9 protein-coding genes are annotated in these 12,951 nt (G+C 44.3%); 3 read left to right on the top strand and 6 right to left on the bottom strand.

Annotated elements, in window-relative coordinates; all coding sequences use genetic code 11:
• Positions 1 to 142: 142 nt before the first annotated feature.
• Both ACFOEE_RS12370 and ACFOEE_RS12365 read right to left on the bottom strand, forming a co-directional pair.
• On the bottom strand, positions 143 to 3,097 hold the full coding sequence (locus ACFOEE_RS12370) for a TonB-dependent receptor domain-containing protein (RefSeq protein ID WP_377124678.1): 2,955 nt from the start codon (positions 3,095 to 3,097) through the stop codon (positions 143 to 145).
• A gap of 1,038 nt (positions 3,098 to 4,135) precedes the next feature.
• The gene (locus ACFOEE_RS12365) at positions 4,136 to 4,639 is read right to left on the bottom strand and encodes a DUF2799 domain-containing protein (protein WP_377124676.1); all 504 of its coding nucleotides are present in this window, start codon (positions 4,637 to 4,639) and stop codon (positions 4,136 to 4,138) included.
• Positions 4,640 to 4,865: 226 nt separating this feature from the next.
• Between ACFOEE_RS12365 and ACFOEE_RS12360 the strand changes: the two genes are divergently transcribed.
• Entirely contained in the window at positions 4,866 to 5,402 is a 537-nt protein-coding gene (locus tag ACFOEE_RS12360) for a YaeQ family protein (protein ID WP_377124674.1), read from the top strand.
• 8 nt (positions 5,403 to 5,410) lie between these two features.
• Complete coding sequence (locus ACFOEE_RS12355) at positions 5,411 to 6,013, top strand: PGAP1-like alpha/beta domain-containing protein (RefSeq protein ID WP_377124672.1); 603 nt, start codon at positions 5,411 to 5,413, stop codon at positions 6,011 to 6,013.
• A gap of 56 nt (positions 6,014 to 6,069) precedes the next feature.
• Here ACFOEE_RS12355 and ACFOEE_RS12350 read toward each other — a convergent pair whose 3' ends face one another.
• Positions 6,070 to 6,279 (bottom strand): hypothetical protein, encoded by a 210-nt coding sequence (locus ACFOEE_RS12350; protein ID WP_377124670.1) that lies wholly within the window; start codon positions 6,277 to 6,279, stop codon positions 6,070 to 6,072.
• Positions 6,280 to 6,703: 424 nt separating this feature from the next.
• Between ACFOEE_RS12350 and ACFOEE_RS12345 the strand changes: the two genes are divergently transcribed.
• The gene (locus ACFOEE_RS12345; RefSeq protein WP_377124668.1) at positions 6,704 to 7,177 is read left to right on the top strand and encodes a Dps family protein; all 474 of its coding nucleotides are present in this window, start codon (positions 6,704 to 6,706) and stop codon (positions 7,175 to 7,177) included.
• Between the two features lie 12 nt (positions 7,178 to 7,189).
• On the opposite strand, the gene ACFOEE_RS12340 is transcribed toward ACFOEE_RS12345, so the two are convergent.
• The 3 genes from ACFOEE_RS12340 to ACFOEE_RS12330 form a co-directional block, all read right to left on the bottom strand.
• Positions 7,190 to 7,603 carry a hypothetical protein gene (locus ACFOEE_RS12340; RefSeq protein WP_377124666.1) on the bottom strand — a complete coding sequence of 138 codons (414 nt, stop codon included), beginning with the start codon at positions 7,601 to 7,603 and terminating at the stop codon, positions 7,190 to 7,192.
• Between the two features lie 8 nt (positions 7,604 to 7,611).
• On the bottom strand, positions 7,612 to 9,681 hold the full coding sequence (locus ACFOEE_RS12335; protein WP_377124664.1) for a S9 family peptidase: 2,070 nt from the start codon (positions 9,679 to 9,681) through the stop codon (positions 7,612 to 7,614).
• Between the two features lie 91 nt (positions 9,682 to 9,772).
• Entirely contained in the window at positions 9,773 to 12,946 is a 3,174-nt protein-coding gene (locus ACFOEE_RS12330) for an efflux RND transporter permease subunit (RefSeq protein WP_377124662.1), read from the bottom strand.
• Positions 12,947 to 12,951: the final 5 nt, after the last annotated feature.

Raw genomic sequence — 12,951 nt, 5'->3', positions numbered from 1 at the left:
TAGAAAAAACGACCTAACTATCGAAAAAATAAACCCCGCTTAAAAAAGCAGGGTTTATCATCAATCTGAAGCCCTTGCTAATTGCAAGGGCTTGATTCTAAGTTCATCTGATAAGATCAGGGAGATTCTTTATCAGTGTTGATTAGAACTTATGCGTTACGCTTAGGTAGTAGTAACGACCTGGCGTACGGTACATTGGGTCGTACGTGTTAGCAAACGCAGAGTAAGCTTTTGGTGGCTCTTTATCGAACAGGTTACGGATACCTACAGAAACTGTACTATTCCAAGGCGTGTACCAGCTACCTTGAGCATCAAAGTATACCGTTGGGCTTAGTTTGTTCTCAGGTAATTCTTGATCTGGTGTAGCAATAATTTCTGTTGTACCTGGTTTAAACGCGTAGGTATTACCTTTATGGTCTTTGTCAGAACATAGGTCCGCCAACTCTGGTTGGCCTAATGCTTTAGACGCGCTCACAATATTCGCACAGTTCTCAACTTGCTTAGAGAAGTACTGTGCCGTAATCGACGCACCAAAATCATCATTACGCCAAGACAAAGTCATATTTGACTTCAATCTAAAGTTAGTACCACCAGCAGATGCGCCTGACACATAACGGCCAGCATCGTTACCATCAGAAATACTACCATCACGGGTCAACTCGCCTTCGTTTAATTTACCTAAGTCACCAGCATAAATCACATAGGCATTATCCCAGTTAATACGCCAGTCACCTAAATCAGTAGAGAAGCGGTAGTCTACGTTAAGATCTACACCCTCATAGTGTTGACCACCTTTGAAGTTACGGGTGGTAGAAATTAAGCGACTGATTTCACCTGGGTTACCGTTAAGGCTACCAGTAAAGTCACGGGTAATCTGGCTACAATCATCCGCAATACCTTGCTCATAACAACGCGCCATCACCGATGCAGCGGAGCGAGAGCTGATATAGTTTTCGATTTCAATACGATACCAGTCAAGGCTGATACCTAAGCCATCAATAAACTCTGGGCTATAAACTACACCCATAGACAAAGACTCGGAAGTTTCCGGTTGAACATTCTCGTCACCACCAATCACAGCACGGATTTGTGGATCTTGTTGCTTCCAGCCCGCTGGTACACCTTCAGCAGCACAACGTACCGCTACTTCAGGGATATTTTTATAGGCATTAGAATCAACGCTACAAGGGTCTTTTGCTGAAGGGCGGCTATCAGATTGGCCCTGGTACAAATCAGATAGTGATGGTGCGCGGAAACCTTCGTTATAGCTTGCACGTACCAATACTTCTGAGTTTGGACGATAGCTTAATTTAGCGCTTGAGTTAGTAGTTGAACCAAAGCTTGAATAATCTGAGTAACGAATTGCGAAGTTTAAGTCTAGCGACTCCACAAACGGCTGATCTGCCAAAATAGGCACGTTTACTTCGGTGTAGTATTCTTTCACACTAAAGCCACCTTGAGTCGGTGTAGAAGCGTTATCGCCTAATACTTGACCCAATACAGTCAATGGCTCTGGGCTATCAAAACCTTTTTCACGGCGAGATTCCGCACCAATTACCATAGCAACTGAACCTGCTGGTAATTCAAACAATTCAGTGCCGATGTTGGCGTTGTACGCCCACATTTCGCTTTCTTCAAGGTTACGCGGCTCAACCGTGATGTAATCCAACATCTCTTGCGTGACACCGTTTGCACCACCGAAAATATTAAATGGCACACACCCTGCGATTGACTTTTCTTTGGTACCGCAACGCGCAACACCATTACCATCAATGAAAGATGCGCCTAACGCTTGCGCAACACGGTCCTTATGGAAGAAGCCATTCTTTAACTGCACACTTGAGTTTTTCGCATAGGTTGCACCCACATCCCAACTGAATGTTCTATCTAGCGCATCAAAGTCACCCGCTAACGCTGAAGTATAACGCCAAGTTGTCGCTTCCGCTGCATAACCACGCGGCGAGTTAATTGGGCGGAAAGCTGCACCACTAATGTCTACGCCAAATGGGTTGTAAACGCTATCTTTAGACACGGCCATACCAGATAAAGGTTGAGCCGCAAGCTGCGCTTCAGAAGTACGTTTGTTGTACATAGCTTCGTTGGTCCACAGGATTTCATCTGTGATCTCATGTGAAGACTGCGCGTAAAGAGATAGTGTTTCTTGTGGCTGTTGGATATAGTTTACTGGAGCAAAGTTATAACCGTCAGTGTTTGCGTCATACACTTTAAAGTCGCCTGTTTTACCAGCACAAGACTTATTCACTTCGCAACCTACTGCACCTTCTGTCAGTGTATAACGAGTTGTCTTGCCATCTTCACCTTTAACAGGAAAACCGCCATTTGGTGTGGTTGGGCTAGCACGACCACCTGAAGCCGAAACGTTCGCTGGTAGGCCATAAATAGGTACTGAGGAAATTTCGCGGTCACCACCAAGAATTGATTCTTGCTTAGAGTAGCTGACGTTAAAAAGTGTTGAGGTTTTGTCTGATTTAGAGCCGAAAGTTGCTGAGTATTGCTCTTTACGGCCATCACTATCTGATGTTTCGCCGATATAGGCACGCATTTCTGCACCGTCAAAATCGTTTTTAGTAATAACGTTGACCACACCACAGATTGCATCAGTACCGTAAACAGAAGAAGCACCATCTTTAAGAACGTCAATGGTCTTAACTGCCGCAAGTGGAATCGTTGATACGTCAACGCTACCACCTAAACCAGCCACCCAACGACGACCATTTACTAACACTAGTGTACGTGCTGAGCCACAGTCTCTTAAGTTAACGCGCGACACACCACTTGTGTTGCCGTTGTTGGTCTGAAGACCAAGCGCGGTACCGTTGGTCGCGACTTCTTTCAGTACGTCAGCAAGTGAACTTAAACCTGAGCGGTCGATATCCGCTGCAGAAATCGTCAATACTGGCTGAGCAGATTCGAGATCGGTACGTTTAATACGAGAACCCGTTACCGCAATTCTTTCAACTTTGTTTTCTTGAGCAGCTTCTTCCGCCGCTGAAGCTTGAGTTGCAATGAACGATGATGACGCAGTACCTAGTACTAACGCCATGCGCACTGCATTGGTAAGTTTGATGTTATTCATTGATTTCCCTGATTTAATTATTTGTTTTAATTTTTGCTATTTGACGCCAATTGTTACAAATATGGCACACTGCATTGTTAATATAGTATTTTAAATATTATGCAGTCAATACAGGTACTATAAAAAAAAACGCAATTTTCTAGTTAAAAATTCACAATGGATATATTACCAACCAAAAGTTAACAAAACTCCCGAACATAAAGACAAGCAAGTTGCTAAAAGGCATCCTCAAGTAAGTAAAAAGAAATATGAAATAAAAGGTTAAAATAAAACTTAGTAAATTAAATAAAATTAAACAATAGAAAGCAACAAATAAGCCCAAAATGAAACCAGGTTTACATTTAAACAACGAACCTATCCCAAGGTACACAAAATCACCTTCAATTCATGTACTTACTGGAACTACAACCAACTGATTGACAATCAGCCTGAACTAGCAACATAGAGTTTTAGATAAACTTTATCTTACTTAACCTGATGTGATAGCAGTCAAAACGAGATAGGGATGACCTATGTTAAGTTTATTTCTCAGTATCAAAATTGATGCTTAATTCAGTTACACATTCAGACATAACGACTTCATGGACTAAGTTGGGAAAGTAGTAGCACAGCTCCTACAGTGTTAATGCTTAAGAGAGCTTTAGATTATTTACACTTATTGCACGCCCATCGCTATCACACGTATCTGAGACTATGTGGACTAGTCTCCTTTTGGCTTTCTGACTTATATGTAGAAGCAGTTTCGACTTAAGATCCAAGGGGTTAGTTGCATTTTATGTAGCTTTTCATTTTAATTGCAGCAAAGTGCTATTTGCTCAATGCTTTTCTTACCGCAGTAAATATGGCTATTATTGAACTAAAAATAACCGTGAGTTATGCGTTAAAATATTTATTCCAAACAAACCAAAATTTACTAATAAACAATATTAAACCTAAATCCCATGACTTTGTTTATTGTAAAAAAGAAACCCCTCTTAGATTGAGGGGCTTCCTGTAAAGTACTAGTTTTTAAAACCCGCTTAACTTTACTTTTAATGCTTAGTTACCAGAGCGTGCTGGCTTACTGTTTACACTTGCCGATACTGGCCTAGCACGAAAATGAGCATTAGCCTGTAGCTGAGAAAAACGCTGGCCTGTTTTCATATTATTTTGCCGCGTGTTAAAACTTAGCAAACCAGCTTCATAGCCTTTCGCAAACTCGGCACGCATAGCATGTGGACAGACATTTGGGTCTCGCACATTCTTTGCACCTAACGCCTCGCCGTTGTCATAACTACAGAACTCAACCAAACCCGCTAAATAACCACTGACAAACTGGCTTTCTGCGGTTTCGTCAAAGCTGAAACCACATTGTTCAACTAGTTGTTGATAGCCAGTAATAGATCGCCCTTCACTTGCCATTTGAAATCCAGCATCTTGCCAGTTTTCACTATTTTGGCAGGCAACCTGGGGGGTTTTCGTTGTCAATTCGTCCGTAACATTACACCCGCTAAGTAGCGCTGATGTCGCCAGCGCTAACGTTAATATGGCGAATTTTTTCATTTTCCTTCTCCCTCTTGATTTATTTGCGTCGACTTTCTGAGCCGAACCCTGTGATTTACTGCTCATAAATTCGACACAAATAAATATACCATAGCTTCCAAAATGCGCAATATTTACTCACAGTCAACAATCTAACGAGAAATACCTAGAGCGAATGAAGATGTTTCGGCCTATTTTTACCTTGGCTCAGTTATAATGCCGCTCTTTGCGAAGAGATAAACTACCAATGGCCCTCAAATCCACAATTATTAAAGTAGCACTCAGCATTAGTGACATGGACCGCCATGTTTATCAGGATTGCACTGCTACTATCGCCCAACACCCGTCTGAAACGGAACAACGAATGATGATCCGAGTCCTCGCCTATGCCTTAAATTATCAACCTGAGCTGGTATTTACCAAGGGGCTATGTGCCGACGATGAGCCTGAACTTTGGGTGAAAAACTACAGCGATGAAATAGAAGTGTGGATTGAGCTGGGCTTGCCAGATGATAAACGCGTTAAAAAAGCCTGTAATCGCGCGAAACAAGTTATTCTCTACAGCTACGGCGAAAATAATCAGACCATTTGGTGGCAAAAAAATCAGTCAAAACTGGCACAATTTGATAACCTGACGGTTGTTAGCTTACCTTATCAAGCCACCGAGCAATTAGCACGTCTGGCCAAAAGAGCCTTAGACTTGACCATTACCGTGCAAGATGGCGAAATATGGCTCAGCGACAGTGAACATAGCGTACACTTAGTGCCAACGCGTCTACAGTAAGGAGCAATATGACCATACAGCGAGTGGTGGTATTACACGGATTGTATATGTCTGGCTTTGTTATGCGGCCGCTATGCCAACGTTTGCAAAAGGCCGACTTGGAGATCCTTAACCTCAGCTACAATACGCTACACCCCAATCGTGAGCGGATCTTCGCCCAAATTGATGCATTTATCGCAGATAAGCCGGCGGCACTAGTATGTCATTCGATGGGAGGTTTAGTTGCGCGGGCATATCTGCAACACAACTCTAACGCCGCCAAACAAGTGAGCAAAGTCATAACTTTGGGTACTCCCCACAAAGGTAGCGCCATCGCCAAGCATATGCACGACAAGGGATTTGATCTGCTGCTGAAAAACAGCATTGAATTTCTGCTCAGCGAGAACCACGATTGGCCGTTTTCCGCCAAACTCTACAGTATTGCAGGTGACTTGCCTTTAGGTCTGATGCCCTTATTAAAAAGAGGCAGCCAGTCTGATGGCACAGTATTGCTTGAGGAAACTCAGCTGGCTGGCATGGCGGAACATAAAGTCTTTCACCTGAGCCACACCAGCATGATCTACTCAAAACAAGTCATGGACTATATTCTGCAAGTGCTCTTGAGCGACTAGCTCTTGAGCGACTAGCTCTTGAGCGACTAGCTCTTGAGCGACTAGCTCTTGAGCGACTAATGGTCGCCATGCTGCGCCACTTTGTAGGCGATAAAGGCGAGCAAACCAGTAATAAGTGGGATAGGAGCTGCAATATAGCCAAACATATCTGAGTTAGCGTAACTAGCACCAGCTAGGTGGCCGACCAATCCTACCACAAACGTCACTAGCGCAATAATAACCACGGTTATTTCTGCTTTATGTTGGCTCTTAGTTTTTGCAAGCATAATGTATCTCCTTGGATTTCAACTGCATCTTTCGCAATCGCAGCAGTGTTGTTAGGGTCATTATGCGCTCTACTGACGAACAATATTTGACCTAAATCAAGATCCTAAAACCGTTTAATGGCTCTTGAGAAAAGGCTTGTGATAGATCAAGTTTGCCGCGTGTTTTCACACTTAAGTATCAAAATTGGCAAGTTATATGCGTCCCAAAAACTCAAAAGGTAGGAGTCAACTTTCCCCTGTATTGGTCGTTTTATACTTGAATTCAGCGCCACATTAGCGAATGCTAGAGATGTGGTTCATCAATTTAATCTTAAGTTCATTTTATTTTGATAGATTTTACAGATTAATCTCATAGATTATTTCTGTTGGGCAGCACGCCCGATTTTGACCATACTGTAAGCAGATTCAATTTAAGGAGTTACTTATGACAAACATCAATTCAATCGGCCTGGACGCAACTAAGAGTGCACAGTTGGTAACTTCACTCAACACTTTACTTAGCAGTTATCAGATCCAATATATGAATGCGCGTGGCTTTCACTGGAATATTAAAGGCCGCGACTTCTTCGAGTTACACCTCAAGTTTGAGGAAATTTACACTCAGCTATTATTGAAAGTCGATGAAATAGCCGAGCGTATTTTGACCATCGAAGGACAACCGCTGCATGCCTTTTCCGATTATCTGGCAAACAGCAAAATCACTGAAGCGAAAAACATTAGTGATGGCCGTGCAGCACTGGAAAATGTCTTAACTGGTTATTCAACTCTGATAAGCATGCAACGTGAGATTTTAGCTACCGCCGCGGAAGCTGACGACGAAGGTACCGCTTCTTTAATGAGTGATTACATTAAAGAGCAGGAAAAATTGGTATGGATGCTACGCGCCTATCTCGACTAATCCTACTTGCTATTACTGGCTGCTTTGCAGCCAGTTTTTTGCCGGTTGGTGCGCGGGACATAGTGCTAAAAACGCATCCAAATCGCGATGAAAGTGCACTTCCATATTCGTCCCCTGCCACAGGATTTCTAGCACTTGCTGCGCCAGTACATTGGCACCGATGTAATCAATTCGTTGATAACCTCGCTGTTTTATCCCCGCAAAATACTCTTGCACCACAGCATTACTGTCTGCGGTATTGAGCTCAAAACGACGTAAGTCAATCACCGCCGAAACCAACGAACCGGCTGGATAGCCTGCCACTTGCTGCATGGCGTCACGCTGAAACGCCAGTACACCTTCTTTATTGAATGCACCAATCGGCTGAATGTAGACACAAGGTGTCACTATCAAGATCCGCCAATCGCCATGTGCTGCAAACATCATGCTCCTCGCTATACGTTGTTGGAGTTAGCCAGTTGGATGAAAAAAGCAAACTCCAAGGCCTTTTCTTCTAGGCTTTTAAAGCGCCCTGAAGCCCCTCCATGACCCGCATCCATATCGGTTTTAAACAATAACAGATTATCATCGGTTTTATGGGCGCGTAGTTTAGCAACCCATTTCATCGGCTCCCAATATTGCACCTGCGAGTCGTGCAAGCCAGTGGTGACCAAAATATTTGGATAAGCCTGAACCTTGATATTATCATACGGCGAGTAAGCCAAAATGGTTTTATAATCCTCGGGATAGTTTGGATTACCCCATTCATCATACTCATTGGTTGTCAATGGAATGCTCTCGTCCAGCATAGTCGTCAGAACATCTAAAAAGGGCACATGTACACCGACACCACAATATAGCTCTGGCGCTTGATTCACTATGGCCCCCATTAACAAACCACCCGCGCTACCACCCGATGCAAAAATTTTGTCTTTGGCACCATAACCTTTGGCAACCAAAGCCCGTGTTACTGTAATAAAATCGCTGAAGGTATTTTGTTTATGCGCTTTTTTACCTTGCTCATACCATTGACGGCCAAGCATTTCTGAACCGCGCACGTGGGCAATGGCGTAGACAAATCCCCGGTCAAGTAAACTCAATACTGAACTTGAAAAACTCGGATCTAGGGTAATTCCATAAGCACCGTAGCCGTATTGCAGTAAAGGGTTAGTACCATCTTGTTGAAAGAGCGACTTTTTGTACACTAGCGAGACCGGAATTTCGGCACCGTCCAGAGCACTAACATAAATACGTTCTGAGCCATAGTCCTTACTATTGAATTCACCCAGTACTTGCTGCTGCTTACGTAAGGTTTTTTGCCCAGTCACCAAATCAACATCAAAAATACTAAATGGGGTGGTTAAGCTTGAGTAGCTGATCCGCACCACCGCAGATGCGGCTTCTGGGTTTAGACCAATGCCAGCATAGTAACAGTCATCGTTAAAGTTTAGCTGAAAGCTGTCACCTTGATAGCTATGCACAACAAACCGCGTTTGCCCTTTTTCACGCTCAGTCATTACAAACTGGTCATTGAACAGCTCAATCCCTTCTAACAACACCGCATCACGGTGTGCAATACGCTCTTGCCATAGGTGTGGCGTAGCAATGGTATTGTCGTCAGCGGTCATTAAGCGGAAGTTTTTCGCCTCAAGGTTCGTCAGGATAAAATACTGCCCGTGTATACGCTCAAGGCCGAATTCATGTCCTGTTTGACGCGCAAATAAGCGCTTTACCTCAGCTTTGCTGTCATCCGCGGCTAATACCAATACATCTGTCGTTTCAGTGGCGCTTAAATAAATAAAGATCTGCGTTTCGTCGCGGCTTTTGCCAAGCCCCAAGAAAAACTGCTTGTCCTCTTCTTCGTAAACAAGCTCGTCATCGCTTTGTGGGGAGCCAAGAGTATGTCGATACACTTGCGAACCCAATAAGGTTTGCAGGTCTTTTTTCACATAGTAGACCGTTTGGTTGTCGTTGGCCCACACCACTTGCCCTTCAGTATTGTGCAGTTCATCCGCCAACAACGCTCCAGTATTTAAATCTTTAAACTTGACGGTGTAAATTCGTCGGCTGTCGGTGTCTTCACTGTAGGCTAAAATCTCTTCATTCGGGCTTACTAACAACTCGCCCAAATCGTAGAAATCATGGCCTGCGGCGAGTTGGTTTACATCCAGCAATAACACCTTGTTTACCATCTCTGCGTTGTCAGCACGGCAAAAGCTAGGATATTCGTTGTCCCCAGCGACTTCACTGACATACCAATATTGGCCATCTTTTACTGGCACTGAACTGTCGTCTTTGACAATCCGCGCCTTAAGCTCTGCAAAAACTTGCTGTTGCAAGGCTTTAGATGGTTCAAGCATAGCTTCACAATAGCGATTTTCCGCTTCAAGGTGCGCTATCACCTCAGGCGCTTGACGCTCATCGTCACGCATCCAGTAGTAATTATCGATACGGTCATGGCCGTGATGGCTCAAAGTATGGGCTTTTTGGTTGGCAATGGGGGCTGTTATTATTGATTGTGACACGCCGGGATCTCAAGGTAGTACTCATTTTCGCCAATTCTATCACAGTAAAAAACAAAGGCCGACTGATTCGGCCTTTGTATTGTGACGCTAATTAGGCGTTATGGTTATCTACCGTAGTGCTGCGCTTAATGCGGCTCATGACAAGACGTTTTAAACTGCCAACATTATTGCTCCGATTACGGAAGAAAGTCCGTACATCGGTCAGAATAATGTAGAGACAAGGCACCAGTAACAAAGTGATCACGGTTGCAAATAGCACCGCAAAACCTAATGACACTGCCATCGGAATCACAAAGCGCGCTTGTAAACTGGTTTCGAAAATAATCGGAATAACCCCAGCAAAGGTGGTGATAGAGGTCAAGGTAATCGCACGAAAACGCGCACACCCAGCATCCACCACCGCCTCTTTTAGCGACATCCCTTCTTTACGCACCTGATTGACGTAATCTGTCATCACCAGTGAGTCGTTAATCACCACCCCCGCTGCGGCTATCAAGCCGAATGTTGACATCATGCTTAAATCAAGCCCAAAGAAGAAATGCCCCCAAATAGCGCCTACTAAGCTAAACGGGATCACCGACATCACAATCAGCGGCTGTGAATAGCTCTTCAGCGGCACCGCCAACAAGATGTAAACAATCAGCATCCCCGCAATAAAGAACATGATCTGTTCATTGGTCTGCGCTTGTTGCTCTTCAATAGAACCACCGAGTTCGCTTTTCACCCCAGGGAACTGCGCTAAGAGCTTAGGTAATAGCTCTTTTTTCACCCGCTCAACGACTGCGTTAGGTTCAACCAATTCTTCGTCGATATTGCCATACACGTACACAGTGCGGAATCCACCCTCACGACGGATATAGCTGATCCCTGGCTTTTCAATGAGCTCGACTACATCACCTAGCATCACTTCTTTGCCTTGCGGCGTTGTGATCACTGTGTGTTTGAGCGACGCAATGGCTTCCCGTTGTAGCTCTGGATAACGCACCATCACTTTGACTTCTTCACCGTCACGAATGACGCGCTGCGCTTCACCACCGTAGAAACTCATCCCTACTTGGTTAGCTACACTTGATAAGTCAAGACCAAGATCATAAGCCACTGGCTTCAACTGAAGTTGCAACTCTTTACTTTCAGGGTCAATTGACGAGCTAATATCAAATAGGCCTTTTTCCTGTTGTAGCATAGCTATCAGTTGTCGACCCGCCGCATTTAACACATCAATATCAGGGCCATAGAGACGATAACCAAACTCACCATTGCCACCCATACCTTGACCGTTCACATCGTCAAACACTTGAATCGACTTAGCACCCGCAATCACAGGCATCACTTCACGCCAACGCCGTGACAATTCAAAGGCATTGAATGGTCTTAGTTCTTCATCCACTAACGCCACTAATACTTGGCCTTCAGTGCGCTTTTCGTTGAACACAAAGAAGTTTTTCACCATTTTTTGGCCGAACTCTTGTTCAATTTCGGCATCAACTTTTTTCACCATGTTTTCAATGGCAAGTAATGCGTCGATGGTTTGCTGATCTGACACATTGTCGTTCATAGTCACTTGAATGGTCGGAAAATCATGCGGCACTTTTGGCATTGGCACAGTACGTACTAAATTGGCGCTGATCAAACCAAAACTCAGCACTAACATGCCGATAAAGCTGAACAATACTGTCCAGCGCCATTCCACACAGCGCTCCACAAAACGACGGTAAGGACCATTTACAAAGGCAAAGAACCGCTTGTTAAATTTGGCACGCCAGCTACCTTCACGCATTGGCTTAAAGTGAGTGTGGGCGATATGCGCAGGTAAAATCCACTTAGACTCAATCAAACTAAATACTAAGCAAAGAATCACCACGATTGAAATTGACTTAAATATCGCGCTTTCCGGACCGCTCGACATCACCATAGGCGCAAATACCGCGATGGTCGTTAACACCCCAAAGGTTGCTGGTGTTGCGACACGTTTCGCGCCGATGATCACGTTGCGTGCGCTGGCGCCTTTACGTTCAATTTCGGTATAGGCACTTTCGCCTATCACTATGGCGTCATCGACCACTATCCCGAGCACCATAATAAAACCGAACAATGAGGTGATATTAATAGTCACACCAAAAATCGGCATCATCATAATCGCACCAAGAAAACACACAGGTAAACCTATCATTACCCAAAATGCCAACTTAAAGCGCAGGAATACCGTCAGCATAATCGCCACCAGAATCGCACCTTGCAGCATGTTGCTTTTCATCATTTCAAGGCGCGCATCGAGGTAGTAAGTCATGTCCACGATAGGCTCAAGATGGATACCCGGTGGCAACAAGGCATTTTTATGCTCGATGTAATCAAGTACAGATTTCGCCACTGGCATCATATTTTGATCTTTGGTGGCTTTAACCGATAAAAACACCGCGTTTTTACCGTTCAATTTGAAGTAGTACTCACCTTCCACAAAATCGTCTTTGATCGTTGCAACGTCTTGCAGCAATACTTTGGCGCCATTTTGCCCAACTTTCACCGGAATTTGTCGGAACTCATCCCCACGGTAATATTGGTTTTCCACCCGAACTGCAATCGTGCCCGCATTGCTGCGAATTTGACCGGCAGAAATATTCGCCGAGTAACGACGGATCGCAGCAGTTACATCCGCTATGGTCAAGTTGTAACGGCGCAGCATATCTGGGTCTATCTCAACCCCGATTTCATAATTTGGCGTAGAACGTTCAACTAACGCGACGTTATCAAGCTGCAATAGCTCATCTTCAACTTGCTTGGCTATCGGTTTAAGTTCTATCAGCGGTAAGTCCGCGGTGAGCGCAAATTGAATCACATCCTGACGAAATTCAATTTGTTGCACGCGGAGCGGTTCCATTGCCGCGGGGAAAGTAGCAATGCTGTTGACGCGCGCACGAATTTTATCCGTGACTTCAACCAAATCTACATCTTTATGGATCTCAAGCTGTGCAGAGCCACCACCACGGAACGCTCGATAAACGCCTTTTTTGATCTCGGTAATGTCTTTGAGGTTTTCCTCAATTTTGATCAGGATACTTTCTTCTATTTCCTGCGGTGAGGCCCCAGGATAGTTAGCATTGACCGTTACATAATTGATTTCAAAGTTCGGGAACATCTGCCGCTGAATGGTAAAATAGCTGATAATGCCCATCACAATGATGAAGCCCATCAACAAGTTCGCGGCAACAGAGTTGTAGGTAAAATAGGCAATAATGCCCTTTTCCTGCGGTTGCTGATTATCCGTCATGTCCA

Source organism: Pseudoalteromonas fenneropenaei (assembly GCF_042643375.1).
Taxonomy (GTDB): Bacteria; Pseudomonadota; Gammaproteobacteria; order Enterobacterales; family Alteromonadaceae; genus Pseudoalteromonas; species Pseudoalteromonas fenneropenaei.
The sequence above is the reverse complement of the archived record's forward strand: the minus strand, read 5'-3'. Positions and strand labels throughout refer to the sequence as shown.